Here is a 24,349-nt window from a genome sequence, read left to right on the forward strand (position 1 = left end):
TATGTCAACTCCAAGGACGCATCAGCCTGTCGCTTGCGACGCCGCCGCCCTCGTTGTGTCGCTATATACGTCCCACTAAACAAAACTGTCAACGCTAAAATAACAAAATAGCCAAACTTTCTTTCCACAGGGGATATGGTGCATTTTAATAGAGTTTCAACCGTTCCGGTCTGCCGATTCCTTTCTTTGCGACAATGAAATGACAGAAATGACGATCAAATATCACTTCGGGATCGATGGCGGTGGCACAGGATGCCGGGCAGTCATTGCGGATCAAAACGGCAAAGTGCTGGGAGAAGGCATCTCGGGGCCGGCGAATATAGGTGCGGATTCAGAGAGCAGCATAGTTCATATATGCGAGGCCGCAGAACAAGCTCGTAAGGATGCCAGCTTGGCCTCTTCTATATATGGAGCAGCTAACGCCGTGCTGGGCCTGGCTGGCGCTAACTCTCTCGCCGATCACACTCCTATATATAAGCGCCTGCCTTTCAAAAAGAGCCATATCGTTTCGGACACACTCTCTGCTTTGCAAGGGGCAATGGGGGATGGAGATGCCGCGATTGCGATTCTGGGCACCGGATCCGCCTTTGTTAGACGCACCGACGACGCGATCCGCATTGTTGGCGGGCGTGGCTTTATATTAAGCGATCATGCCGGTGGTGCTTGGCTCGGTCGTAAACTGTTGGAAAATGTGCTGCTTGCAGTTGACGGGTTCGCACATCACTCAGACTTGTCGCATGCCGTTCTCGAGAGATTCGACAGCAATCCTCGTAACATCACGGTTTTCTCCAGGACGGCCAGCGCTGCTGACTATGCCGCCTTTGCGCCAATGCTTTTTGAATTTGCGGCGCGGAGCGACTCGCTCAGCTTAAAAATCTTGACCGAAGCCTGTGAAATGATCCGCAAGGCATTAGAGAATTTGCAGATCGAAAAACTTCAACGGTTCAGCATCACCGGTGGTTTGGCGTCATCCTATGCTGCACTGCCATTCTTTCCTTATAGGGAGTTTTATAAGGCCCCCAGCGGCGACAGCCTCCAAGGTGCCCTCGCACTGGCACTAAAAACAACGTTACCAACATAGTGCGACGTGAAAGTAACTTGCCGGGAGAGCCGTAACTCCCTAATTCTTATTTATAATACGATGATTAAGGAAATTAGGCCGTCCGTTGGACATTGCAGCAGGGATGCCATGCTAACCAAAAAAGGCAAATACGGCCTGAAAGCCATGGTGCACCTGGCCGGCATATCGGACGGTCAACTGGCTTCAGCAAGCGAGATCGCCGAAAGGCATCATATCCCGCGTAAGTTTCTCGATAATATTTTCATCGAATTGCGAAACGCAGGCTTTGTATTGAGCCGCAAAGGCAAAGGCGGCGGATTTTGTCTGGCCCGCCCTGCGAGTGAAATCCATATCGGCAATATTATTCGAGCACTGGACGGAGCGCTTGCGCCTATCGCCTGCGCCAGCAAAACTGACTATCAGCCTTGCGACGATTGCGATGAAACCGAATGCGAAGTGCGACACATGATGCTGGACGTGCGCGAAGCGATCGCCAACGTGCTCGATCACCGCACCCTCGCCGACAGCAGGATGTCTGAAATTACCGCACTGTCGGCTGAATAATACCAATATCCGATGAGGGGGACTCATCGGATATTGGTTAAGCACATGTGGCGACTGAATATTTTCTAGGCTTGATGCGTCAGCATCTTAGCGCCTTAGAGTACCGTGCGTCCTTTCGGATGCACAAAGGACGCTCTAACTCTTTGATTCTACGCATCGTTCTTTACAAAAACCGATTCCGATTTTTTACACCGATGCGCTAATATAAGGCGTCGGTTACGCTACAGACGACCAATAGGGGAACGGGTCGGTCAATTTTTGCCAATTTTGCGGCATGAACAGCTGCTCAGGCACCAGACAGGCATCAAGTTCGGCAATCATATTTACCTTATCCATCGGACCAACTCCGATAAATACAATTTCCTGCCGCCGGTCTCCCCATTCAGCATCAAGATAGGGCTGCATCGCCTGATGCCATTCCGGATCTGCTGGCCAATAGCTGCGGGGCACAGCCGACCACCAGCGACCGCGCTTGTTGGTGCGGACCAATGCACCCGCCTGGCTCAATTCCCCCACGTAATCAGGACGTGTTGCCAACCAGAAAAACCCCTTTGCGCGAACCACACCCGGCCAGCTTCGATCAATAAAACTTTGGAACCGCGCTGGATCGAACGGACGGCGGGCACGATACACAAATGAATGCACACCATATTCTTCTGTTTCCGGCACGTGCTCGTGGAAACCGTGGAGTTCTTTATACCAAAGGGGATGTTCGTGGGCGCGGTTGAAATCGAAAAGGCGCGTGTTGAGAATCGAATCAAGCGAGACTTGCCCGAAATCGACTTCCTCTATTCTTGCATCTGGATTGAGTGATTTGATCACTTTACGCGCTAGATCGCGTTCTTCCGCGCTCGAAGTGGAAACCTTGTTGAGCACTACCACATCCGCAAATTCAATTTGCTCGACCAACAGATCAACCAGTGTCCGCTCATCCTCTTCTCCGAGCGACTCGCCACGGTCGCGCAGAAAGTCGCTGGACGAATAGTCTTTCAGAAGATTGGCGGCATCCACCACCGTAACCATGGTGTCGAGACGAGCAAGATCGGAAAGGCTTTCCCCTTTCTCGTCACGAAACTCAAATGTAGCTGCAACAGGCAGAGGCTCTGAAATACCGGTTGATTCTATAAGCAGGTAATCAAACCGATCCTGCGATGCCAGTTGCGCCACTTCTTTCAGAAGATCATCGCGCAGCGTGCAGCAGATGCAGCCATTGGTCATTTCAACGAGCTGCTCTTCCGTACGCGACAGGTCGGCACCGCCCTCTCGTACCAAGGCAGCATCAATATTAATTTCACTCATATCGTTGACGATAACCGCAACACGCCGATTTTCGCGATTGTTGAGCACGTGATTGAGGAGCGTGGTTTTTCCTGCTCCGAGAAAGCCCGAAAGAACGGTGACTGGAAGCCTTTTCATGGCATCTCCTTTGCTGGCGGTTGAACAAAAGCTGCTAGCGCAGCGTCGCTGGCTATTAATGTTATATCATTACATTCATTTGGCTAGAAAGAGGCGGCAAAGCCACCCTTTGAAGATTCTGCATTGAATTAACGGCCTAACCGGAACTGATATGTTACGGTAACCACACTGCAAAAATCTGGCCCAGTGCTTAATTTAGATAGGCATATAAACATAGGAGTAACATGCCCCGTGTTTGTCGAATGTGCCGAACCGTCTAAAGAGACAGCCCGGCACCACAACTGGTCGCTTCTGGGTGGGGTCCCAGAACAAGGGAGCGACCAGTGCTACTTCGACAGACAGTTCTTTAATGAATCGGCGAGATTCCGGATGAGCTGAGGATAAAGGTCTGGACCATCCTTCAATTCTGAACCGAGTGGATCAAGCACACCCGTTTTGGCCTCGGTTCCGTCGATAACCGTATTGACCAGCTTTGGTTCAAATTGTGGTTCGGAGAACACGCATACCGCACCCAGCGATTTGATCTTCTCGTGGATGTCCTTGATACGGCCTGCACCCGGCGCTTTCTCAGGGCTGACGGTGATGGAACCTGCGGCCTTCACATCGAAGCGGTTTTCAAAATACTGATAAGCATCGTGGAAAACGATGAAGGGCTTATCTTTTACCGGCTGAAGTTCACCCTCAATATCCTTGGTCAACGCATCCAGCTTTTCGGCATAATCAGCAGCGTTTTTTTCGTACTGCGCTGCATTTTCAGGGTCGTTTTCGCTCAAGACCTTGGCGATGTCTCCAACGAGAACCTTACCATTCTGCGGGTCGAGCCAAAAATGCAGGTCGAATTCTGCATGATGGTGGTGTTCTTCGGCCTTTTCAACGGCTTCGTTTGCGTGGCCATGGGCATCGCGAGAGCCAGTTTCGGCACTGTGATCGTGACCCGCCTCACCATGTTTTTCGTGCTCATGACCTTCATCGCTGTGATCATCCGCTTCGAATGGACCACCTTCGCGGAACTTGAGCTTCGTCAATCCATCGGCTTCGCCCAACGCTACAACTTTCGCACCCTCACCAAGGGTATCGAACGGTTTGTCGAGAAAGGTTTCCATAGAAGGCCCTGCCCAGAAGATGACCTTCGCATGCTCAATGGCTTGGGCATCAGATGGTTTGAGGCTGTAAGAATGTTCCGACCCTGCACTCTGAACGATCAGCTTTGGCTCGCCCACCCCTTGCATCACGGCAGAAACAAGCGAATGGAGCGGCTTGATCGAAACCACGACGCCGCTGCGCTCGGCGGCAGAAGCCGCCCCGCCCAAAACAGCCATAAATGCGGATGCCAACAGCACGGATCGTAAGTGTTTCATGGGTCTCTCTTGAAGGTCAGCAAAAGCGAACAACATATACAAGTGATATGTTATTCTATTACATCATTTGCGTTATGCTATAACGTCTGCGATAAGGAGACACAACCAGTTTTTTGGAGAATTGTTCACAGTGCTTATCCGGGCAACGCAAATGAACACGAATCGGCATATCGTTCACAGATATTGAGACAAGAATTCCGAGAACGCCGCTTGTCCTTCAAGATCAAGCGCTGATGCTCTCACAAAGGCAGCGAAAGCTCATTTTATATGGCCCGTAAGACCGCCCTCCCCGCACATGCAAAGCGGGAACCATTGATCGAATTGAAAGGTGCCGGCGTTTATCGCGACGGGCGGTGGCTTGTGCGCAATGTTGACCTGACGATCCACCGCGGCGAGATCGTCACATTGATCGGTCCCAACGGCGCGGGCAAAAGCACGACGGCCAAAATGGCACTGCATATTCTCAAGCCTGATGAGGGTGAAATCCGTCATCTAAAGGACTTGCGGATTGGATATGTGCCGCAAAAGATCAATATTGACCGCACCATGCCGCTCTCTGTTGAGCGCTTGATGACACTGACCGGCCCCCTACCCAAAGCCGATATTGTGCGTGCGCTGGATGCTGTCGGAATCACGCATCTTCTGAAAGCAGAGATTACCAATCTGTCCGGTGGCGAATTTCAGCGAGCGTTGATGGCGCGTGCGCTCGCACGCAAGCCCGATATCATGGTGCTAGATGAGCCAGTCCAGGGTGTCGATTTTTCCGGTGAAGCAGCCCTTTACGAGCTGATTGCCAAATTACGTGATGACACGGGCTGCGGTGTTCTGCTGATCTCCCACGATCTGCATCTTGTTATGGCGGCGACCGACCGCGTCATCTGCCTCAATGGTCATGTCTGCTGCAGCGGAACGCCGCGCGATGTGACTGCCAGTCCGGAATATTTGCGCCTGTTCGGGAGCCGCGCAGTCGGGCCTCTCGCCGTTTATGAACATCATCACGATCACACACATCTGCCTGATGGTCGTGTTATGCACGCCGATGGCACAGTAACAGATCACTGCCACGCCGAAGATGGTCATCACCATGACGGTGAACATCATCACCATCATGAGGAAGGCAAACCCCATGCTTGACGATTTTTTCACCCGCGCTTTGATTGCCGGAGTAGGCCTGGCACTGACCACCGGCCCGCTTGGCTGCTTCATCGTGTGGAGGCGGATGGCCTATTTCGGTGACACCATGGCCCATTCGGCATTGCTGGGTGTAGCCTTAGCGCTGATACTCGATATCAATCTGATGATCGGTGTTTTTGCCGTAGCCGTAGCCATTTCAGCCATCCTTTTGCTGCTGCAAAAAAAGCATTCGCTTTCGGCGGATTCGCTGTTGGGTATTCTTTCGCACGCAACATTGTCCCTCGGACTGGTCATCGTCGCCTTTATGACATGGGTGCGTGTCGACCTGCTGTCATTCCTGTTTGGCGATCTGCTCGCAGTTTCGCGTCTCGACATCGCTTTTATCTATGGCGGCGGAATACTTGTGCTCGCCGTGCTTGCATGGTTGTGGCGTCCACTGCTTGCAGCTACCGTCAGCGAAGATATCGCTCGTGCTGAAGGCTTGAATCCTGCCTTGTCGCGCATCATCTTCATGTTGTTGCTGGCAATTGTTATTGCCATTTCGATGAAAATCGTCGGTATTCTGCTGATAACGTCGCTTCTCATTATTCCCGCCGCGACAGCTCGCCGGTTTGCTTCAACGCCTGAGCAAATGGCTGTCATGGCATCTGTCATCGGCGCCATTGGCGTTATTGGCGGACTATATGGTTCCGTTGAATTCGACACGCCATCGGGCCCATCAATCGTCGTGGCCGCACTGGCTATTTTCATTTTAAGCCTCCTGCCATTAAATAGGAGAGAGGCTTCACCGAAACGGACCGCTGGACAATGAGCAATCACCACGACCATCATCACGCACACACTCAACCATCGCATGATCTGACCCGTAATCAGACACTGGTTTTCGATGTGTTATCCAAGGCGGATGGGCCACTGAGTGCCTATACGATTCTCGACCAGCTCCGCGACGATGGCTTTCGCGCTCCGTTGCAGGTTTATCGCGCGTTGGAAAAGCTTCTTGATTACGGGATGGTGCACCGCCTCGAAAGCCTGAATGCCTTCGTAGCCTGTGCACATCCGCAATGCCACCAGCACGGCCTTATTGCTTTTGCCATTTGCGAACAATGCGGACAGGTGACGGAGTTTTCTGATCCGGCCATCGAAAATCTTGTCAGCGCCTGGAGCGTCCAGAGTGGCTTCAAATCACGCAAAACAACGCTGGAATTGCGTGGCCGTTGTGAAAAATGCGGTGAGCATTGAAGTTAGGTAACGCTTACTAAAGCCAAGCCTGCTATATTTGCCTTCAAGGGGAAATATAGCAGGCAAAATTTTATGGTGCGCAACAAGCCATCTCACGAGCGACGTAGGGAAGAGCGACAGCGCACGCGGCTGCGATCAGGAAAGATTATCGATCTTGACGGGCGCTTCATCATCGAATGCCAGTTCAGTGACATAGCTCCGCACGGCGCGAGACTAAGGATAACTGACGTTCCAAACCTCCCCGAACGCTTCTGGCTGTTTGACGACTTCTATGCGCGCGCACTTCTGGCTCAAATGGTCTGGCGCGAAAAACGCGAAATCGGCGTCCAATTTATCACCGACGCGTCCATCCCAACACTTGATGAAGAACGTTTGAGCCAGCTGGCAGGAAAATACTATTCGCTATGAGATGACGCAGCGGCAGCCTGCTTGCCTGCGATTTCCGCCGAAGCACCACCGCGCATATTCATGGCGCGAATCTCTTCCGCCGAAATGTAATTGAACTGTTCGACCAGCAAATCCTTGATCACCGGTTCTGGGAAGCGCGCGTTCAAATCGGTGATGACCGATGCCCGCACGGCTTCGAAGTTCACTTTCTCAACTTCTTTGGTATCTGAGTAACTGCCGTAGAACTTACGGAAAATCTCGTCGCTGATGAAATACTCAAGCGGCACGGTGAGCTTTTTGCGAATGTTCGAATCGACCGTATAGACCAACTGCGCCACGACATAGCCTGCAACGCTGCCATTGGAGATGATCGGCACACTCATCACGTCGGTCTTGACGTAATCGAGCCCGCCAAACGCGCCTCCATTCGCTTGCACCTCACCCGAAGGGGCATCGTTCTGGCGCACGGCAAAGAACAGCGAACCGAGGGCTACCGCACATATCCAGAGGCCGATTGCAATTATGCGGATCATCTGGCGTGACCGAGCCTCGCGCTTTGCATGCTGTAGGTGCCGTCTGCGTCCTGCGTTTCCAGCGCGCCACGGATAAGATCTGCGAGTTCACCAACCGCACGCAGGTGCAATTGCAGCGCTTCGCAATTTTTCTCCAGCTTCTGCTTGAGGCTATCAAGTAATGGCTGCAATCCCTTCATCGTGGCAGGTTCGGCAAGGCTTGCAGCCTTTTTGATTGCCTTGTTGAAGTCATAAAGGCCGCGGCTCTTGCGCGAGTTGATGTCTGCAAGGTCTGGATGCCCGCCTTCAAGCAAAAGACGTGTTTCCGTATCAATGACGTCCTCAAGACGCTGAATAGCCCGCACAACTGGTTTAAGTACCGGCTGCTGCTCCAGTTCCTGTGCTGGATTTACATCCAGTGCTGCTTCCGGAGCTTGCGGGAGCAGGCTGATTTCGGAGCTTGTGTCAGTCATGTTCGGGTTTCCTCAATTGTATGTATCAGCGAGTCGCGTTCTCATTCGCTGGCTAGATCGAATTCAGCAAAAGCCTAGAGCGCCGTGCGCCTTCTTGGGCGCACAAAGATCGCTCTAACACTCTATATTTACAGCATAATTTTACCTTAAACTGATACAAGTTTAAGGAATTATGCTGTAGTCACCTAACCGCTCTATCTGTGGTCCGTCGCATTATGCTCCGCAAAACCGCGAGGGCAGTTTTGCAGTAGATGCTCTGGATCAGCCTTGAGCGCGTTCTCCACTTTCATTGTTTTCCAGTTGCTTCTGAATGAGCTGACGTTCAAATCCGTGAACGATATCCTTCGACACCGTATCCGTGCTCATTCCCTGTCCCAGATCGTTAACGACGTCTCCCAAAGCCAAAGTTGCCGAATTCTCCGCTCGCTGCTTCATCGCTGCTTGCGCTTCAAGCATACGGGCGATGCCTACGCCGCCCGTATCTGCCATTTTATTAGCCATGGCCTCAGCCATCATCGATTTCCAATATTCCCCTGCAATACCCTTGCCAAAAGTGGCCGTTGTATCGCTGGTAAACATCGACTGGACAAAAGATTGCAGCATGAATGCTTCAAACTTTCGATAGGCTGAATTGGTCGTATTCTGGCTGTCGGGATTGATACTAACCCCTGAACCAAGACTTTCAGAAAAGCTCACAAAATTCCGCGGCAACCCCGTATCCGCGTCAGCGCCCATTGGACCCGCGCTTGTCGATATCGACTTCAGACGTTCCGCCGCCAGGCGATAGGCTTGCGGATCAGCCGCCCGCGCCACGTCCATCACCAGATCTGACGGCGGATTGATCGCCATACAACTCGTCCTTCTTCATCTCTTGATTGCACCATAGTTTGCCAAACTTGACTGAAGCTTGCGGTACGAATCAGCTTCAGTTTTATGACCGGCACAAGATCAATGTCGTTCAGATAAGCTCACCAGATTTCTTGTAAGTAATTGGTACCGTTATATAATATTCAGTTCTATCGAAGATTCTATCGATCACGCCGTGGATGTTTTTCGGCTGATAAACTCTTCAATGAGGCTTGCGAGCTCGCGTCTTTCGGTATCATTTCGTACCGTTTCCAGCCGGTCTTCCAAAAGTTCTACCCGACGTTGTTCTTTTAAGAGGCCGCTGCGTTGTGATTCGAGCTGCTGTTCAATGCTCTCGCTTTCTGAGGCATTCCCACCCAGGCGCTTGATAAGAAGTGCTGGATCGACCGTGAATGAACTGCCATCGTATCGCCGATCCTGCATGGCGATAAGCGCTTCCCGCTCTTCATCAAGTGCTGTCTTGCGATTGTTCGTTACGGCAAGAGATGCTTCGAGCCGGGCAGCACCCAACTTCTGCAATGCAATCAGCTTTTTAAGATTACGGGCATTGGTTTGAGCCATGAATTCCTCAGAACAGATTGCGCATCTGCGTTGATGTTTCGCCGATAAAGAAACGCAGCAGTTCCGGTAAAATGAAATAGACGACTAGCAATCCGCCGCCCAGCACAAATGGCATCGACACAAAATAGATAGGAATCGTCGGCGTCAGCTTGTTGATCAGTCCAATGGCGAAATTGACCAGAATCGCGAAGACAATAAACGGCGCTGCAATACGCAAGGTTGCCAAAAATGCACCCGAAAGGGCATCGCTGATATCGATCATCGCTGCATCGGGTCTGAAATGACCTTCAACGGGTATAGCTGTGTAGGAACTCAGCAGCGCCCGCAAAATCTCCAGATGCATGTCTGTGACGAAAAACAGAAACAGCGCACTGAAAGTAACAATGGTTGCGAGCGTTGCCTGCGGCTCCGGTTCAGTAATCGCATCCGCTGGCGTACCGGAATAGCCCACTGCCATCGCCATCATATTGGCCATGAATTGCAGGGCCCAGAAATAAATATGTGCCAGAATTCCAATCACCGCACCAATAAACATCTCGCTCAGCATGAGGCGAAACATCGCCAGCGGATGTGTGCCATCAAGGCTGGGTGTGATGGTTTCAATCACCAATGGCAGCACAGCGAATGAACAGGCGAGCGCAATGAACAACCGCACCTGCAACGGTATCCGCCCGCTCGAAATGCCCGGCATCAGCATCAAACACGCGCCAACACGGCAGAATGCCAGCATGGCTGCGAAGACGAGTTCGTTGATCGGCAGTTGCGTAATGGGCAACGGGTCCCCTCCCCGTCAGGAAATCGCGCCGAGCGATTTCACTTCGACACCACGTGCGATCTCGACATGCGACAGAACAGGCAAAGTCGCGAACAGGCGCTCGATAATCATGCGGATATATGGGCGCGCTTCGGGAGATGACACCAGCACAAAACGTTCGCCGCTATCGAAATGCTTGCGTATGGCGACCGTGGCTTCGGTACCAAACTGCTCTAGCTGACGCGGGTCGATATCGAACTCGACGATTTCGCCCTTGTTGTCTCGCTTGAGGCTCTGATGGAAGACCAGATCCCAGCGGTTGCCAAGACGCAACACATTGAGCACGCCATTATCTGATAGATCACCGCATATCTGCTGCGCCATACGCATGCGAACGTGTTCGACAATCATTTCAGGGCGGCGGACCAAAGGTGCGATCTCGGCAATTGATTCAAGAATCAGATGCAGGTTGCGGATTGAAACACGTTCCGCGAGCAGCAGCTTTAAAACAGCCTGAAGCCCTGAATAGGAGATATTTGCCGGGCAGATATCCTCAAGAAGCTTGCGATACTCCGGCCCGAGACGATCAAGCAGAATCCGCATGTCTTTATAGGACAAGAGCTGTGCCAGATTGTTGCGCACAATCTCGCTCAAATGTGTCAGCAAAACCGACAGATTATCGACAGTCATGTAGCCATCGCGACGCAGGTCTGACGCAAATGTTTCCGGCACCGAATAGGCACGCATGCCAAAGGCTGGCTCGCGAACTTCTTCACCGGGAATAGACGGAATCGGGCGTTCGCCCAATACGACGAGAATTTCACCGACCCGAAGTTCATGGCTTGCAACCGCAGTACCGTGAATTTTGATACGATAGCTCTTTGGCGGCAACGAAATATCGTCAGTTACCTTGATCTCGGGGATGACGAAACCGTATTCCTGGGCGAACTTCTTGCGCATCTTCGCCACGCGATGTGCCAGCTCCTGCTGCGATGCGATGAGACGCGCCGAGAGTTGCTTGCCAAGGCAAAGCTCGATCTGTGTGGTTTCAAGCGAGGCCTTGACGGAATTGCGCTCCTGCTCATCGGCGTCGCGCTGCTTTGACTCAGCTTCCGCAGCTTGCGCATTACGTTCCTTGGCTTGTTTGCGCGGAACCGCAATCCCCACAAATGCCATTGCGCTGCCCAACAGGAAGAATGGAAATGCCGGAAGCCCAGGCATGATGCCCAAAACAAACATCAGGAAAGACGCTATCAGCAGTGCTTTTGGATAGGCACCAAGCTGACCGAAGATCGCCTCGTCTGCCGAACCGCGCGTACCACCCTTGGAAACCAGAAGGCCTGCGGCGAGCGATACGATCAGCGCTGGAATCTGTGTAACCAGACCGTCACCAACCGAGAGCTTGGTGAAAACGTCTGCCGCTTCGGAAATATCCATGCCGTGGCGGGTTACACCAATGATAATCCCGCCGAAGATATTGACCGCCGTGATAATCAGACCGGCAATCGCATCACCGCGTACGAATTTTGACGCACCGTCCATCGAACCGAAAAATGAGCTTTCTTCTTCCAGTTCACGACGACGATGCTGTGCCTGTTTTTCATCAATCAGACCAGACGAGAGGTCGGCATCGATTGCCATCTGCTTGCCGGGAATGGCGTCAAGCGTGAAGCGGGCGCCCACTTCAGCGATACGCGTTGCACCCTTGGTAATGACAAGGAAGTTGACGATGATGAGGATCGAGAAGACGACAAGGCCGATGACGAAATCGCCACCCATCACGAACTGCGAGAAGCCGTGAATCACATGACCTGCGGCCAGATAGCCTTCATTGCCGTGCGTAAGAATCACGCGCGTCGTCGCAATATTGAGAGACAGACGCATCATGGTTGCGATCAGCAACACGGTCGGGAAAGCCGAGAAATCAAGCGGACGCTGAATCCACAGCGAAACCATGAGGATAAGGACGGAAAAGGCAATCGAGAAAGCGAGACCAATATCCAGAACGACAGCTGGCACAGGCAGGAAAAGCACGGTGAGAATAATGATAATGCCGGCAGCAAGACCCAAGTCGCTGCCTGTCAGAATTCCACTCTTTTTTAATGGCTTAGCCGCTGCCTGCTGCACGTCCGTCTCCTATTGTCCGACGGAACATAAACGGCGAAGCTTGCGCGAGGGCTACGTCAGGGAAACAGCAGCCTCCTCTGGAATATGGTTCTAAAACCCTTTTTCGATGCGCGAATAGGCAAGCAGCGTAAAAGAGTTGATCTGCGCTCCGACAAACGGCGCGGTAAAAGCAAGTACCACAAAAATGACGATGATTTTCGGCACGAAAGTCAGCGTCATTTCCTGGATCTGTGTCAAAGCCTGAAACAGCGCAATACCGATGCCCGCAAGCATAGCTGCAAGCACAGCCGGACCGCTGGCCATAAGCACGGTCCAAACCGCCGAATTGACGATGTCGAGCGCATCAGCTTCGTTCAAAACCGTTTCCCTTAGCTGATCTTGACGCCTTGGCCGATCAGCATCGTCTTGCCGTCTTCCAGTTCGGCAAGCATGCCCGACGACTGAATAGTCACGGATTTGACAACGCCGGAGACTGTGCCGTCAGCGCTTGTCAATGTGCGGCCGATCCAGCCTTCAGCTTGCGACAAAGATGAATTGGCAATCAGCGTTTCAAGCTTGCTGTTCATCTGCACTGCCTGCTCCACATTGGAGAAGGTGGCCAGCTGCGAGACATATTGCGTCGCATCCATAGGCTGCGTCGGGTCCTGATTCTGCATCTGTGTCACCAAAAGCTTCAGGAAGGAATTGTAATCGACGCTGGCCTTGGCAGCTGCGGCGTTGCCACTCGATGAATTGGCTGTGTTGGCCGTATTGTTCGCACCGACTGTCGATGTGGTGGTCATAGACTTGCCTCCGTAGGCTGTTCGGATTGTTTTGCAGGCACGGGCGGGGCGGATTCGCCCATCAGCTCGGCCTCGCGCTGATATTGCGCACGAATTGTCTTCAGTGCTTCAAAAACACGCCCATTATGCACCAGCTCATCAACAAGCTTGAGGGCATTGAGGATTTCCGCATCCTTGAATGCCGCAAACATGCCTCTCAGCATCTGCGCAAACGTATTGCGAGCCTGTTCTCTCAGAGCTGGCTCAATCAGGATCATCTGTGCAGCAAAATAAAGCTGGCGCAGTGGCGATGTCGTCTCATCAGGCTGCAAAACATGGTTTTCCAGTAGAAAAGTCGCATCGTTCAACAGCTCAAGCGATACTTTCCTATCCGTTTTCAGCACCGCGCCGTTGATATAGATCTTCTCACCCGCACGCAGCGAAAGACGGATTGCCGACTTGTCACTGGCCGAATTACCATGGGTCGACTTGTTATTATTCGTCATGTCACAGGCCATCCCGGATGGACTGGGTGATTTCGATCAAGGTATCGTAATCACTGCTTTCGCCCTGCCGAATGCGTTCCATCTCTTTGAGAATGAATATTCCCACCGAAATAATGGCCGCCTTGAGTTCCTTGGGAAGCACATTCTCTTCTGATCCAAGATCATCGATGATCGTGGTCCAGAGCTTGGTCGTGAAATAGGCAGCGTCTATGCCTTCGCGCGATCCGGCCCCATTGGCCTTGGCAGCGGCAAGCATCTCGATCGAACGGTCAAAAAGCATCCGCTCGCGTTCCTTGGCGCTCGCCATATCATCATTCATGACGTCTTCGTAGCGCAGCTGGTACATGTAGTCTCCGTTCTCCGGCACCACGCATACAAGCCGCCTCATGCTGCCCGGTGCGTGATGTTCAACTTCGGGGCGGGTAAGCGCCCCACAGCATCACCCCCTAAATCGGAATCGATTTTTGGAAAGCGCGATGCGCCGATTCAATTGTTTAGAGCATCCTTATGTAGTGCCAAAAAGAGGCAAAACGCTCTAATAGTCTAACTATTTCAAATAGTTGAGTAGGCTCATATTCTGCAGCTGAACTGTCAGCGCATAAGAAGTCTCAATCTGTGACATGAGCGCATTGACGCGCGTTGCAGCCTCATATGGATCAACCGACTCAAGATCGAGAACCGATTCATTAAGGATCTTCTGCTGAGCTGCGATGCGTGTTGTCGCTGCATTTGTCCGTTGTTGCGCAAGACCAAGCGTCGTCTGCTCCGAAGTGGTTTGAGTGACCGCCTGCGTCGTGGTCTGCATGGCCTGTGTCGTGAGCGCCTGGAACGCAGAGTTGTTAAGACCAATCGCCGCAAATTCAGAAACCATCACCGCCGACATAATTGTCTTGCGGAATCCGTCTGCGTTGGCTGAAATCGATGTTGAGGCCGTTTCACTTGGTGAAATGCGGCTCTTGATGACTGTGTCAGACGCATTCGACCAGTTGGCGTCCCAGTTGGCATCATTGAACTGCTCGGCAAAATCGCCTTCCAGAAAGGCTTTCATTTCATCGCCGGTAATATTGGCAACCTGCGGATCGTTCATGCTGAAACCGAAATGGTCTTCGAACGCCTGGCGCACCGCTGTCTGAGCGGCACTGCCTTCGGTGTAGTCGGCAATCGGCTTCACATCGGTGTTCACACCGGAGAAAATATACTCGCCATTGTAACTCGTATTGAGCAGGCCAGTGACGGAATCCAACAGAGACTTTGCAGATTTTGCGGCCGTCTCAGCGCTTTCAACAGTGCTGTTTGCACCTGTCAGGTCGCCAAGAAAATCCTGCGTGTTCTCGATAATGGTGCTGGTGGCGGTTTGCGTCGTCGTCATCCGCTGCTGCAGCAGCTTGTTCATATCTGTCAGAACAGTCAGACGATCATATTCCTTGCGCAAGGATATAGTCTGGCCAGACTTGGAGCCGAGCGACAGGCCGACATCGAACACCATCCCGGTAGTCGCTTCCTGCTGGGCTTTGCCAAGCTCAGCCTTGGTCTTTGCCACGAGGACCTTGAGAGCTGAAGCTGCACCATAAGTCGAAATCGATTGCGCTTTCATAAGCCTCACACCGCTCTGATAAGTTCGTCAAGCATGGCGTTGACCGTCGTCAACACCCGGCTCGATGCCTGATAGGAATGTTCAAGATCAAGCAGCAGCGCCATTTCAGTGTTGATATCGACACCATTGGCATTGGAAAGAGCCTGATCGGCCTGCACAGCAACTGTCTGATTATAGGAGAAATTAGCGTTTGCCGTCTTTCGCTTGCCTTCCAGCCAGCTGATCGATGAGGCGCTATAATCAATAAGGCTTGCATTGGAGTTGAGCCCAGCAGACGAGGCGAAAGTCAGCGGCTCCGAGAAGGCCTGATTCAAATCGCGCAGACGATCACTAAAGCCAGCCGCACCAGTCGTATTATATTTGTAATTGGCACCGTTCGCACCGCCATCACGCAAGAGAAGCGAACTGCCGCCTTCTGATGCGACAAATGCTGACGACACTTTGAGCGTGCCAGCAATGCCAGCTGAAACACCCGCGCCGGGCACAGCTGGAGAGCCTTCCCAACTGAACAGGCCGGTCTGATCTGGCCCTGCACCTGTCTGATCGCTTTCGGCAAACATTGTCACCAGACCGCGTGCGATCTCATCAAGCTGCATCTGGTATTGCGGGGCAATCTGGTCGCGTAACTGCAGGAGGCCGCTCAGGCGGCCTGTACCGTAGGGCTGATCGAATGTGTCGTGCGTAAGCGGCACGCCATCGACCAGAACAGCGTTGCCAGCCACGCCGACAGCCAGACCGTTCGACGACTGGAAGCTGATCTTACGTGCTGAGGTTTCAAACAGTGTCACGCCGTTTTCTGCGAAAATGACCATGTCATTGTCGCCGCGCGTCATCGTTGTTATGCCGATTTCGCCGGATAACTGCTTGAGCAGGGAATCGCGCTGATCAAGAAAATCAGAGACATCACTGCCTGCACGCGTACCGCTGACGATCTGCTGATTGACCTTTTCGAACTTGGCCAACACATCGTTGATATTGGCGACTGAATCCGCGATTTCATTATCTGCATCGGTACGCAGCGACTGAACCTGTTTTGTGCCACTATTCAATGCATTGGCCAACGCCTGCGCAGTCGATACGACGCTATCGCCAAGTGCCGAATTGGACGGTGATGCAGCAAAGGTCTGAAGTGCATCGCGCAGATCGCCAATCAAGGCAGAAGGCGAACCGGAATAATTGTCCGCAGAATAAAGCGATGAAAGGCGGTCAAGCCCGCCTGCAAGAATAGAAGAAGAGGATGCCGTGCTGTTGGACTGAATAAAGCGGTTGAACAACGCTTCATCGGCGGACCGGCTTATATTCACATAAAGCGAACCATAGGGCCCCGAAGCCAGCGAAGCGGTACGCCGCGAATAATCCGGATCATTGACCCCCGCAATATTGCGAGAGACGACTGACGTCTGCTTGGACGTTGCCGCAAGCGAGCTTTTGGCCGTCAGAAGAGCAGAACTAAGCGACATCTTATCCCCATCCTACATAGAACCGCGCTTGTTGCGAGAACGGTCCAGTTACTTAGAGCGTGTTTCAATCTGAGTGGCTCAGATCGGCCCGTCTCAACATTTTGTTTTAACGCGCATCCCGAAAACTGTTTCGCACTGTTCGGGATGCGCTCTAAAATCGAAATTCCGGGGATGGAGGTCCCCACCATCCCCGGAATTGTTTCAGTTTATCTTTTCAGGTTCACCAGCACGTCCATCAATTCGGAGCCGGTCTGGAAGACCTTCGAATTGGCGGTGTAACTGCGCTGAGCTTCGATCATGTCGGTCAGCTCCTGCGCAATATCAGCGTTGGATTCTTCCAGCGCGCCGGACGAAATCTTGCCCATGCCGCCGCCCTCAGGGAAGCCAAGCTGAATGTTGCCGGATTCAGCACTCGGCGAGAACACGTTGCCGCTCATAACCGACATGCGATCCGGGCTGGCAACTGTTCCAAGCGGAACACGATAGAGCAGCTTCTGCGCGCCGTTCTCATAAAGCGCTACGACCGAGCCGTCTTTGCCAATATCAACGCCCTTGATGGACGAAGGTGCCTGACCGTTGATAACGGCTTCGCTGATCGTATAGTCCTTGGCGAGCTGCTTGGACGAACCGAGGTTAAGATCCAATGACTGGCCGTTATAGGCCGTGAGATCGACAGCAACGTCGCCGCCGGAAAGCAGCTTGCCGTTCGTTCCGTCAAAATTCAGAGTGGTTGTGCCGACTTCAACGCCATCCGCAGCATTCTTGATCGAAACGTCCCAGGTGTTGTCGCCGGTCTTTGTGAAATAGACATCCAGCGTGATCTTGCCGCCGAGATTGTCATAAGCGATCAGCGATGTTTTGTGATTGAACTCGCCGGTAGCAGGCACTTCATCAGTCGAAGGCAGGTTGACGGTAAAATTACCCGATGTACTAGGCGTCGCAACCAGATCGGACTGCTTGACGTTCACACGTTCCAGACCGTCGAAGCTATTGGCGACCGTATTAACCTGGCCGTTCGCGTCCGCTGGATAGCCCATCAGATAGTAGCCAGATGTATTGACGAGATTGCCATACTGATCCGGCACAAATGAGCCTGCGCGCGTGAGGTAAGGCGTGCCGTCAGCATCGCTGACTACAAAATAGCCGTTGCCATCGATAGCGAGGTCGGTAGCTGAGGAAGTCGGACGAATGCCGCCCTGATCAGAAATGCCGTAGCGGATATTGGTTTCTACGCTGCCAGAATTATATTGGCCTGCGGTGTTGGGCAGAACGAGAGACGAGAACTGCGCATCAGCGCGCTTGTAACCGACCGTGCTCGCATTTGCGATGTTATCCGCGACCGCAGACAAGCGGTTAGCCTGCGCGTTCATACCCGAAACGCCGGTCCGCATCATACCGTAGAGGCTCATTGGCAACTCCTGAGAATTTGAGAATCCGCAGACAAGCTATCGGGCCACGCTTGCGTGAAACTGTAGCCGTTAGGATTTTTACGCTTTTACTGAGGACTCAATCAGTTTCAGGGGCGTCCGGAACGAACCACCTTTAAAAACCGCGAATTACTGGATTTGAGCTTTTGAAAGCTCGGTAGACAGGACACGAATCTCAATCGATATTGATTGAGTATCCAAGAAAACGTTTTGAATCAACAGGATCAAAACCAAGCTTTTCACGCAATTTTTTGCGGAGCTTGCTAATATGGCTTTCGACCACATTCTCTTCGACTTCGCTGTCGAAAATGCCGTAAATTGCACTGAAAATCTGCGCCTTGTTAAGGCGACGACCACGGTTTGCAATTAGATATTCAAGAATACGGCGCTCGCGACGAGGCAGTGGAAAATCCACACCATTTATCTGTGGATCACGACCATCGGAGAAAACGCGGATCGGACCGAGCGCTGTTCCATCATTGCCGGACGAACCAGCTGCGCCGGTACGGCGACGAATAGCATTAATGCGTGCAAGTATCTCGCGGACATGGACCGGTTTGCGGACCACGTCATCAACTCCGGATTGAAAAAGCTCCAGAGTGTGTTCCAGTGATGGGCGGTCATTCACAGCAATAACCGGAGCCTTGCAGCGTTCACGAATTCGGGCTGGAAGACCGTTTTGAGCTTCACATTCGCCGATCAGGAAAGCTTCGACCGCCATAATATCCTGATGGGGGACGCTCTCGACCCACTCATTGAAATCATCTGGTGTGAAGCCGGTTGTCGTGATGCCTTCTCGGCTGAACCAAGAGGAGTACCCCTCAGTCACAATATTCCGCTCATCTACGACTACGATCATCGGCCCGCCTTCCGAATCAATATGTTAACCCAAGCAAGACAGAAGTAACGGGCAGGAGGAGTCAGCGGCAATGACAAAAAGTTGCCCGCAATAAATTGGGAGGCATTTTAGTATTATCTAATTTGATGGGAATCGCGATGATTGCATCGGATGTGCACTCTTCGTCCGAAAACCTTAACGATTGGTTAACAAGCTCACGAAGTTTTACGATTCTTTACAAGCACTTAAAAATTTATCCTCTTAAATAGCTGATATACCTTTAAGCAACCACAGATTGCACAGCATGAAGACGCGTGTATAGCAGTTACCGCTACAACCGGCATTTTTCGTGGATTCACAATCAGCCAGCGCAAAAGCTTTTTGCCTGTGGCGTCCAATTTCCGAAGCCCGAAACGATCATGTTTGTCATTACGCGACACACATATCGCTTCTGTGCGGGGTCATTATTTGGACCTGCATGGTAGCGTGCAACAGCCATCGTCCAGTTGCCTTCCCGCTCGCGGAGACGCTTCAAAAAACGTGCAGCGTAATCGACATTGAGGCTCGGCTGCAGCATCGCGCCGACGGACGGAAATTCGCGCGAATGATAGTAGTGATTAATCTGCATACAGCCCAGATCAATCAGCTTTGCACCTTCGGCGTGTACTTGAGTGAAGCGCTTTAATGCGGCGGCTTGAGATGGAAAAAACTCAGCTCGTCCTTCGATGTTCATCGCATAGGGCTGAAGCGAGTTTTTCCGCCCCGTCTCTGTCAAACCGACGGCATAGAGAATACCGAGCGGCACGTCATAACGGGCAGACGCGCGGTGCATTTCCCGTTCACAAATATTCTCCGCTTTAGCTGTTGCTAAACTAAACGACCAGGCCGCGATTACGGCCGCCAAGACCGCCAGAAACTTCACGCTCACTGGCTTCACCAGAAACACGAGTGCCCATTTGGCTGCGCTCTGCCTGACCGGATTCGCCATTCTGTCTGCCCTCTCCGCCCATGAACTGCGCCTGCGACTGTCCCTGCGCATTGCCTCGGCCATCCGAGCCGTTCTGCATGTCGGGAGATTGCTGCCCTTGCTGCTGAGTGCCTGCCTGCTGATGCCCTGCACTCTGGCTTGCAGCATTATGCTGAACTGCACTGACTGCTCCGCGTTCCGTGACCGTCACCGAGATTTTCGCATCGTCTGCAATCCCTGCAGCTTTCAGCGCCTTTTCAATCATCGAACGATCCGCTGCCAGTGCTTCCGCTCCATGGGCTTTGTCAGCGACGAGATGCACTTCGACACTATTATCAGCGACCAAACGAATTCGCGCAGTCACAGCACCAAGCTCCACGGGATCAAGCCTGATCTGCAAAGTCTTAACCGCACCGAAGCTGCGCTCGGACACAATCTGAATATCCGCAATGCGTGCTGCTGCCGTTGAAGCAGTCGGCATAGGAGACTTAACGTCAACCGCGGAAGACGACCTCCCAGCTTGTTGCTGCGGCTGCACATTGGGACGGTCTGGTTCTGCAGCTTGGTTCGACTGAGCTGATAGATCGGGCTTAGGCAATGCAGAAGAACCTTCCGCTCCACTCTCAGCCTGCTTCCCTGTTGTTGCAGCAGCCGGATTGTGACTGACAACATTTTCAGCTTTTGCAGCGTTCTTGGGATCAACAGAAGCCGGGTTGTTCTTGCTTGCCTGAACGCTGTCCTTGTGATCCCTCTTTGGCTGATCCTTCTTTGGCTCCGTTACAGACGTTTCCATATCGCCAACGTTAGCGACAGCCGTTGCCGGGTCAGCCTCCGCCACATCTGCCAGTGCTGACATATTTGCATCAAGCCTGGCAGGATCGTTGCCTGCCGCAGCTTGTTTGTCTCCTGTTGTCGTATTCAACCCTGCCGCCAGTGCTAGCAAGGTCTGCGATGCGCCATAAACTGAAGATTGGACAGGGGATTGAGCCGAAGTTTCACGGTCCGTCTTATCGCTATCATCAGACTGCGTATCGTCATCCCGCTGTTCGCCGTCTGGCGACAGCTTGTTCTGAGGCTTTTCGAGAAGTGCGCCGAACAATTTTGCGGGCTCGGATTGTTCCTGATTTTCGCCATTCAGTTTCGTCACAGCGCCCTGTTGCGCACCGGTTCCCTTGACGAGCGACCCTAATCTTCCCGCCGTGTTGAGCAAAACATCTACGCTCATTGAATGGTCTTTCCTAGCAAGGCATCAATTTCTGCAAGCTTGCGCCGCGCGTCATCCATGGTCTTCTGCAAATCATCGTCGGGCTTTGCAGGCTGGGAAGGCTTCCAGCCAACCGCCGGCGCAACTTCCTGAGCTGCTACAGTCGGCGCTGGCTCTTCCTCGGCATCCGCAATCGGCATTGCCGGAATGTCAGTCTCAGTTTTGACCGGCTTTGCCTTATCCGCTGTGCTGGCAGGCGTACGCGTCACGACTGACCCGACAGCCTCGGCCGCTTGCAAAAGCTTCCTGTCGCGCTCCTGCAGTCGATCCGGTGAAATCTGCGACAATTCCCGCAAGGCGTCTCCGGCGGAATCTGAAGCAACATCGCTTGCAGCCGCATAGAGATTGGCACGGCTTGGATCAGTCTTCAGATGATCAGCAAGTTTACGTGCCTCACCCGACATGAAACGGGCGCGTTCAGTCTGGCCATTAACCAAAGCACCGCGCGCAATCTGCAAATATAGCGAATATTGCATAACGGGATCGGCGGTGCCTATCAGCTTTACCAGTTCGGCATTGCCAATTCGGTCATTGAGCTTCAATGCGGCATCCACAAACTGCTTCATGAAATCGCGCATATAGGGCGAACGGGGAAAGCGTTGCAGATAATTGCGTGACAGCATGCGTATTTTGTCAGCATCGCCCAGTTTGGCTGCAATTGGCATGGAGCGACGGATTGCAGCTTCTTCAAAAAGCGTCCCCGGGCTCTCAAGCCGAACCTGATCAAGACGCAGCAGTGCAGTGGCAGGATCGAAGGCTGTCATCTGGCTTGCGGTAACCAGAATGATGGAGGATCGCAGCTCAGCCGGAAGCTGTTGCGACAACGGAACCGAAAACAACTTCACGACTTCGATGTTCTGGCCCGAAGCGTAAGCCAATGCGCCTTTGACCAGCTCTTGCGGCACTGTCCCGCCATCCAGGCCAGCCAGCACCTTGCGCACAGCTTCCGGATTGCCGCCATTGAACAGATAGATAATCGCCGCGTAAATATTCTCAGGCTTTTCCCAAAGTTCCTTGGGAGCACGCTCCATATCGGAACTAACGAAAATGAGAAGCCTGTTGAGCATGACCACTGCTTCGGGCTTTCCCGAGACCAGCTGGTCCTGCAACATGCGCAGCGAACGAACCAGCTTGTACGGCTCGAGAACCGGCAGACTGCTTGGCGCGTCCACTGCAGGTGTCTGAGCATAGGAAACCGCTCCCCCGCTTGCCAGCGGCAGGCTCGCAACAAGTGCCAGCAAAGAGCGCGTTACCAGTTTCTTCATGGGTTGGACTTGAGGAAGATGTCGATGCGACGGTTTTCGGCGGCGTTCGGATCGGCGGCGTTCTTCGGCTGACGCTCGGCATAGCCTTCAACGCGCAACACGCGCTTCTCATCAAGTCCGCCACGGACCAGCATGTAATAGGCCATTTGCGCGCGCGCCGAAGACAGACGCCAGTTGTCATAGGTTGCGCTCTTGAATGGACGCGCGTCGGTATGACCGCTGATGATGACTTCGCCCGACTGGCGCGAGATAACCTGCGCGATGCGCTCGAGCATCTGCACAACACGTGCGTCGGGCTTGGCAGAACCTATTGTGAACATGCCGAAATCGACTTTGTCGGTCAGCTGGATCATCACGCCGCCATCAACAGGGACAACCGTCACATCTGGCATCGGTTCGGCTTTCGCAGCCCTTCCGCCATCGGTCACAGTGCCACCGTCTGCAGCTTTCTTCAGATCCGAAATAAGCTGCTCCTGACTTTCAGCAGGCTTTTCAGCCGCTTCTGGTTTTGCCTCGGTCTTCGCGTCTGCGGTCTGCTGTGGCGGTGTGGCAGGTGCTGCTTCCGGTTGCGTCAACTCTTCTGCAGCCTTGCTCGACCAGTAGTCCGGGCTGAAAGGATCGCGATAAGCGTCACCGCCATCAGCCCCGGTCTGCGTGCCAGCCTGAGAACTGCCGCCATCGCCTTTCGTGGACTGATTTTGCAAGACGCCTGTCTCATGCGCGAGTTCTGACAGAACCGCATAAGGCTCACGGAACATGCGGCTTTCTTCCTGCTCAATAGGCGGAGAGGCCGCGTTGTCATTGATGACCTTGGTGCTATTCTCTATCTGCTGGTCGCTCTCGAAGCGAACCTTGCCATTTTTCTCGTCAATATCCTGTACGCCCTTTGGGCTCGAATGCCGGTCCATCAGCTTGACAGGATTGAAGTAACTGACAACAGCAGCCTTGCTTTCCTCATTTGCGGCATTGATGAGCCACATGACGAGAAAAAACGCCATCATAGCGGTCATGAAGTCAGCATAAGCGATCTTCCAGACACCACCATGATGACCGTCGTCTTCATCGCGCCTGCCCCGACGAACAATAATGATTTCGCGCTTGGTTTCTGGATCAATACTCATCTGGCAGCAGCCCTTAATTCTTCCAGAACCGGCGAAACGCGCGTTTCAAGCACGCGTTCACCAAAGGAAAATGAAAGTTCGCCGGATACAGTTTCAGTAAACCGGCATCCAGCTGGCAGGAGATCGGCATGCTCCCGTAATGGCTCAAGAAGATGCAGCGGCCCAGCGATTTCCGGTGCTTCCCCTTCAAGAGCAAGTGTGCTGATACGCTGCGCGAAACCGGAAACGGCGTCCCGTTCCAGCTTGGCGGCAAGAAGTGGCGCGAGAACATCGGCAATCTGTGCGGAAAGGTTCTGCTCCAGCCCGCCCAAGGCCTCGGTCAATGCGCCCGCCAGCAAAATTGCCTGCTCGCGGGAGAAACTGGCGCGCAACGCTTCAATTTCGGCTTCGTGCTCACGCAAAAGCCTTGCTTTCTCGGCCTCATATAAAGCCTCGGCTTCCTTGTGGCCATCTTCGCGACCGGCCTCGAATGCTATCCGCTTCTCTTCCTCAACGGCGATAATGCGAGCAACTTCTGCCTGCTCGGCAAATGCCGCCTTTTCTTCCGCTGACGCGTCTTGCGCATCTGCCCGTTTAGGATGTTCAGCGAGCGGCAGGGGATGTGCGGGTGCCGCAATGATCTCAACTGCATCATCAGGAATTGGATGCGTTGAAAAATCGGGAAGATAACGGCTGAGGGCGAGCGTGCTCATAA

General features: G+C 53.0%; 27 protein-coding genes. 6 read left to right on the top strand and 21 right to left on the bottom strand.

What is annotated here, in order from left to right; all coding sequences use genetic code 11:
• The first annotated feature begins 199 nt into the window (after positions 1–199).
• Together QBD00_RS09320 and QBD00_RS09325 are read left to right on the top strand one after the other, a co-directional pair.
• Complete coding sequence (locus tag QBD00_RS09320) at positions 200–1,081, top strand: BadF/BadG/BcrA/BcrD ATPase family protein (protein WP_318579296.1); 882 nt, start codon at positions 200–202, stop codon at positions 1,079–1,081.
• Positions 1,082–1,189: 108 nt separating this feature from the next.
• Positions 1,190–1,624: an RrF2 family transcriptional regulator gene (locus QBD00_RS09325; protein WP_151092889.1), complete on the top strand. Its 435-nt coding sequence runs from the start codon at positions 1,190–1,192 to the stop codon at positions 1,622–1,624.
• Between the two features lie 216 nt (positions 1,625–1,840).
• Here QBD00_RS09325 and zigA read toward each other — a convergent pair whose 3' ends face one another.
• The gene (gene zigA / locus QBD00_RS09330) at positions 1,841–3,040 is read right to left on the bottom strand and encodes a zinc metallochaperone GTPase ZigA (protein ID WP_318579297.1); all 1,200 of its coding nucleotides are present in this window, start codon (positions 3,038–3,040) and stop codon (positions 1,841–1,843) included.
• A gap of 326 nt (positions 3,041–3,366) precedes the next feature.
• Complete coding sequence (gene znuA / locus QBD00_RS09335) at positions 3,367–4,398, bottom strand: zinc ABC transporter substrate-binding protein ZnuA (RefSeq protein WP_318579298.1); 1,032 nt, start codon at positions 4,396–4,398, stop codon at positions 3,367–3,369.
• Positions 4,399–4,665: 267 nt separating this feature from the next.
• On the opposite strand from znuA, the gene QBD00_RS09340 reads away from it, so the two are divergent.
• From QBD00_RS09340 to QBD00_RS09355, 4 genes are all read left to right on the top strand, one after another.
• The gene (locus tag QBD00_RS09340; RefSeq protein WP_151092895.1) at positions 4,666–5,532 is read left to right on the top strand and encodes a metal ABC transporter ATP-binding protein; all 867 of its coding nucleotides are present in this window, start codon (positions 4,666–4,668) and stop codon (positions 5,530–5,532) included.
• Positions 5,483–6,343 (top strand): zinc ABC transporter permease subunit ZnuB, encoded by an 861-nt coding sequence (znuB, locus tag QBD00_RS09345; RefSeq protein WP_412535006.1) that lies wholly within the window; start codon positions 5,483–5,485, stop codon positions 6,341–6,343. The genes QBD00_RS09340 and znuB overlap by 50 nt, the downstream gene beginning before the upstream one ends.
• A complete protein-coding gene (locus tag QBD00_RS09350; RefSeq protein WP_111787532.1) occupies positions 6,340–6,771 on the top strand; it encodes a Fur family transcriptional regulator in 432 nt (143 codons plus the stop codon). The genes znuB and QBD00_RS09350 overlap by 4 nt, the downstream gene beginning before the upstream one ends.
• A 72-nt stretch (positions 6,772–6,843) precedes the next feature.
• The gene (locus tag QBD00_RS09355; protein WP_151092899.1) at positions 6,844–7,179 is read left to right on the top strand and encodes a PilZ domain-containing protein; all 336 of its coding nucleotides are present in this window, start codon (positions 6,844–6,846) and stop codon (positions 7,177–7,179) included.
• Here the strand turns inward: QBD00_RS09355 and QBD00_RS09360 are convergent.
• From QBD00_RS09360 to QBD00_RS09450, 19 genes are all read right to left on the bottom strand, one after another.
• Complete coding sequence (locus QBD00_RS09360; RefSeq protein ID WP_191792969.1) at positions 7,167–7,691, bottom strand: hypothetical protein; 525 nt, start codon at positions 7,689–7,691, stop codon at positions 7,167–7,169. The genes QBD00_RS09355 and QBD00_RS09360 overlap by 13 nt on opposite strands.
• Positions 7,688–8,143 (bottom strand): flagellar protein FlgN, encoded by a 456-nt coding sequence (locus QBD00_RS09365; protein WP_151092903.1) that lies wholly within the window; start codon positions 8,141–8,143, stop codon positions 7,688–7,690. Before QBD00_RS09365 ends, QBD00_RS09360 begins: the two co-directional genes overlap by 4 nt.
• A gap of 261 nt (positions 8,144–8,404) precedes the next feature.
• Positions 8,405–8,992 carry a rod-binding protein gene (locus QBD00_RS09370; RefSeq protein WP_151092905.1) on the bottom strand — a complete coding sequence of 196 codons (588 nt, stop codon included), beginning with the start codon at positions 8,990–8,992 and terminating at the stop codon, positions 8,405–8,407.
• A gap of 186 nt (positions 8,993–9,178) precedes the next feature.
• Entirely contained in the window at positions 9,179–9,571 is a 393-nt protein-coding gene (locus QBD00_RS09375) for a hypothetical protein (RefSeq protein WP_151092907.1), read from the bottom strand.
• Positions 9,572–9,578: 7 nt separating this feature from the next.
• Complete coding sequence (gene fliR / locus QBD00_RS09380) at positions 9,579–10,346, bottom strand: flagellar biosynthetic protein FliR (protein WP_111787528.1); 768 nt, start codon at positions 10,344–10,346, stop codon at positions 9,579–9,581.
• A gap of 15 nt (positions 10,347–10,361) precedes the next feature.
• On the bottom strand, positions 10,362–12,452 hold the full coding sequence (flhA, locus tag QBD00_RS09385; protein ID WP_318579299.1) for a flagellar biosynthesis protein FlhA: 2,091 nt from the start codon (positions 12,450–12,452) through the stop codon (positions 10,362–10,364).
• A 90-nt stretch (positions 12,453–12,542) separates the two neighbouring features.
• Entirely contained in the window at positions 12,543–12,809 is a 267-nt protein-coding gene (gene fliQ, locus QBD00_RS09390; protein WP_024895881.1) for a flagellar biosynthesis protein FliQ, read from the bottom strand.
• 11 nt (positions 12,810–12,820) lie between these two features.
• The gene (gene flgD, locus QBD00_RS09395) at positions 12,821–13,234 is read right to left on the bottom strand and encodes a flagellar hook assembly protein FlgD (protein ID WP_095445451.1); all 414 of its coding nucleotides are present in this window, start codon (positions 13,232–13,234) and stop codon (positions 12,821–12,823) included.
• A complete protein-coding gene (gene flbT / locus QBD00_RS09400; RefSeq protein ID WP_318579300.1) occupies positions 13,231–13,719 on the bottom strand; it encodes a flagellar biosynthesis repressor FlbT in 489 nt (162 codons plus the stop codon). The genes flgD and flbT overlap by 4 nt, the downstream gene beginning before the upstream one ends.
• A gap of 1 nt (position 13,720) precedes the next feature.
• The gene (gene flaF / locus QBD00_RS09405) at positions 13,721–14,065 is read right to left on the bottom strand and encodes a flagellar biosynthesis regulator FlaF (protein WP_151092913.1); all 345 of its coding nucleotides are present in this window, start codon (positions 14,063–14,065) and stop codon (positions 13,721–13,723) included.
• A 201-nt stretch (positions 14,066–14,266) separates the two neighbouring features.
• Positions 14,267–15,313, bottom strand: a complete 1,047-nt coding sequence (locus tag QBD00_RS09410; protein ID WP_151092915.1) for a flagellar hook-associated family protein — start codon at positions 15,311–15,313, stop codon at positions 14,267–14,269.
• A 5-nt stretch (positions 15,314–15,318) separates the two neighbouring features.
• Positions 15,319–16,773 carry a flagellar hook-associated protein FlgK gene (flgK, locus tag QBD00_RS09415; RefSeq protein ID WP_318579301.1) on the bottom strand — a complete coding sequence of 485 codons (1,455 nt, stop codon included), beginning with the start codon at positions 16,771–16,773 and terminating at the stop codon, positions 15,319–15,321.
• Positions 16,774–16,979: 206 nt separating this feature from the next.
• The gene (locus QBD00_RS09420; RefSeq protein WP_264231968.1) at positions 16,980–18,182 is read right to left on the bottom strand and encodes a flagellar hook protein FlgE; all 1,203 of its coding nucleotides are present in this window, start codon (positions 18,180–18,182) and stop codon (positions 16,980–16,982) included.
• 193 nt (positions 18,183–18,375) lie between these two features.
• Positions 18,376–19,059: a flagellar transcriptional regulator FtcR gene (ftcR, locus tag QBD00_RS09425; RefSeq protein ID WP_151092923.1), complete on the bottom strand. Its 684-nt coding sequence runs from the start codon at positions 19,057–19,059 to the stop codon at positions 18,376–18,378.
• Positions 19,060–19,399: 340 nt separating this feature from the next.
• Positions 19,400–19,870, bottom strand: coding sequence for a transglycosylase SLT domain-containing protein (locus QBD00_RS09430; protein ID WP_235901818.1), 471 nt, complete (start codon positions 19,868–19,870; stop codon positions 19,400–19,402).
• 40 nt (positions 19,871–19,910) lie between these two features.
• A complete protein-coding gene (locus QBD00_RS09435) occupies positions 19,911–21,230 on the bottom strand; it encodes a flagellar hook-length control protein FliK (RefSeq protein ID WP_318579302.1) in 1,320 nt (439 codons plus the stop codon).
• A complete protein-coding gene (locus tag QBD00_RS09440; protein WP_191792963.1) occupies positions 21,227–22,534 on the bottom strand; it encodes a chemotaxis protein in 1,308 nt (435 codons plus the stop codon). The genes QBD00_RS09435 and QBD00_RS09440 overlap by 4 nt, the downstream gene beginning before the upstream one ends.
• The gene (locus QBD00_RS09445; RefSeq protein WP_318579303.1) at positions 22,531–23,655 is read right to left on the bottom strand and encodes a flagellar motor protein MotB; all 1,125 of its coding nucleotides are present in this window, start codon (positions 23,653–23,655) and stop codon (positions 22,531–22,533) included. Before QBD00_RS09445 ends, QBD00_RS09440 begins: the two co-directional genes overlap by 4 nt.
• On the bottom strand, positions 23,652–24,347 hold the full coding sequence (locus QBD00_RS09450) for a hypothetical protein (RefSeq protein WP_264231973.1): 696 nt from the start codon (positions 24,345–24,347) through the stop codon (positions 23,652–23,654). Before QBD00_RS09450 ends, QBD00_RS09445 begins: the two co-directional genes overlap by 4 nt.
• Between the last annotated feature and the right edge of the window lie 2 nt (positions 24,348–24,349).

It is taken from the genome of Ochrobactrum sp. AN78, assembly GCF_029909885.1.
In the GTDB taxonomy this organism is placed as follows: domain Bacteria; phylum Pseudomonadota; class Alphaproteobacteria; order Rhizobiales; family Rhizobiaceae; genus Brucella; species Brucella quorumnocens.

What these genes read in the sequence shown, in the direction of transcription:
- flbT (WP_318579300.1), bottom strand. Translation starts at nt 13,719, where the DNA reads ATGACGAATAATAACAAGTCGACCCATGGTAATTCGGCCAGTGACAAG.
- znuB (WP_412535006.1), top strand. Translation starts at nt 5,483, where the DNA reads ATGACGGTGAACATCATCACCATCATGAGGAAGGCAAACCCCATGCTT.
- QBD00_RS09430 (WP_235901818.1), bottom strand. Translation starts at nt 19,870, where the DNA reads ATGCACCGCGCGTCTGCCCGTTATGACGTGCCGCTCGGTATTCTCTAT.
- QBD00_RS09435 (WP_318579302.1), bottom strand. Translation starts at nt 21,230, where the DNA reads ATGAGCGTAGATGTTTTGCTCAACACGGCGGGAAGATTAGGGTCGCTC.
- QBD00_RS09445 (WP_318579303.1), bottom strand. Translation starts at nt 23,655, where the DNA reads ATGAGTATTGATCCAGAAACCAAGCGCGAAATCATTATTGTTCGTCGG.
- flaF (WP_151092913.1), bottom strand. Translation starts at nt 14,065, where the DNA reads ATGTACCAGCTGCGCTACGAAGACGTCATGAATGATGATATGGCGAGC.
- QBD00_RS09440 (WP_191792963.1), bottom strand. Translation starts at nt 22,534, where the DNA reads ATGAAGAAACTGGTAACGCGCTCTTTGCTGGCACTTGTTGCGAGCCTG.
- QBD00_RS09450 (WP_264231973.1), bottom strand. Translation starts at nt 24,347, where the DNA reads ATGAGCACGCTCGCCCTCAGCCGTTATCTTCCCGATTTTTCAACGCAT.
- flgD (WP_095445451.1), bottom strand. Translation starts at nt 13,234, where the DNA reads ATGACCACCACATCGACAGTCGGTGCGAACAATACGGCCAACACAGCC.
- QBD00_RS09410 (WP_151092915.1), bottom strand. Translation starts at nt 15,313, where the DNA reads ATGAAAGCGCAATCGATTTCGACTTATGGTGCAGCTTCAGCTCTCAAG.
- QBD00_RS09420 (WP_264231968.1), bottom strand. Translation starts at nt 18,182, where the DNA reads ATGAGCCTCTACGGTATGATGCGGACCGGCGTTTCGGGTATGAACGCG.
- zigA (WP_318579297.1), bottom strand. Translation starts at nt 3,040, where the DNA reads ATGAAAAGGCTTCCAGTCACCGTTCTTTCGGGCTTTCTCGGAGCAGGA.
- QBD00_RS09355 (WP_151092899.1), top strand. Translation starts at nt 6,844, where the DNA reads ATGGTGCGCAACAAGCCATCTCACGAGCGACGTAGGGAAGAGCGACAG.
- QBD00_RS09320 (WP_318579296.1), top strand. Translation starts at nt 200, where the DNA reads ATGACAGAAATGACGATCAAATATCACTTCGGGATCGATGGCGGTGGC.
- QBD00_RS09340 (WP_151092895.1), top strand. Translation starts at nt 4,666, where the DNA reads ATGGCCCGTAAGACCGCCCTCCCCGCACATGCAAAGCGGGAACCATTG.
- QBD00_RS09360 (WP_191792969.1), bottom strand. Translation starts at nt 7,691, where the DNA reads ATGATCCGCATAATTGCAATCGGCCTCTGGATATGTGCGGTAGCCCTC.
- QBD00_RS09375 (WP_151092907.1), bottom strand. Translation starts at nt 9,571, where the DNA reads ATGGCTCAAACCAATGCCCGTAATCTTAAAAAGCTGATTGCATTGCAG.
- flgK (WP_318579301.1), bottom strand. Translation starts at nt 16,773, where the DNA reads ATGTCGCTTAGTTCTGCTCTTCTGACGGCCAAAAGCTCGCTTGCGGCA.
- ftcR (WP_151092923.1), bottom strand. Translation starts at nt 19,059, where the DNA reads ATGATCGTAGTCGTAGATGAGCGGAATATTGTGACTGAGGGGTACTCC.
- QBD00_RS09350 (WP_111787532.1), top strand. Translation starts at nt 6,340, where the DNA reads ATGAGCAATCACCACGACCATCATCACGCACACACTCAACCATCGCAT.
- QBD00_RS09370 (WP_151092905.1), bottom strand. Translation starts at nt 8,992, where the DNA reads ATGGCGATCAATCCGCCGTCAGATCTGGTGATGGACGTGGCGCGGGCG.
- znuA (WP_318579298.1), bottom strand. Translation starts at nt 4,398, where the DNA reads ATGAAACACTTACGATCCGTGCTGTTGGCATCCGCATTTATGGCTGTT.
- QBD00_RS09365 (WP_151092903.1), bottom strand. Translation starts at nt 8,143, where the DNA reads ATGACTGACACAAGCTCCGAAATCAGCCTGCTCCCGCAAGCTCCGGAA.
- QBD00_RS09325 (WP_151092889.1), top strand. Translation starts at nt 1,190, where the DNA reads ATGCTAACCAAAAAAGGCAAATACGGCCTGAAAGCCATGGTGCACCTG.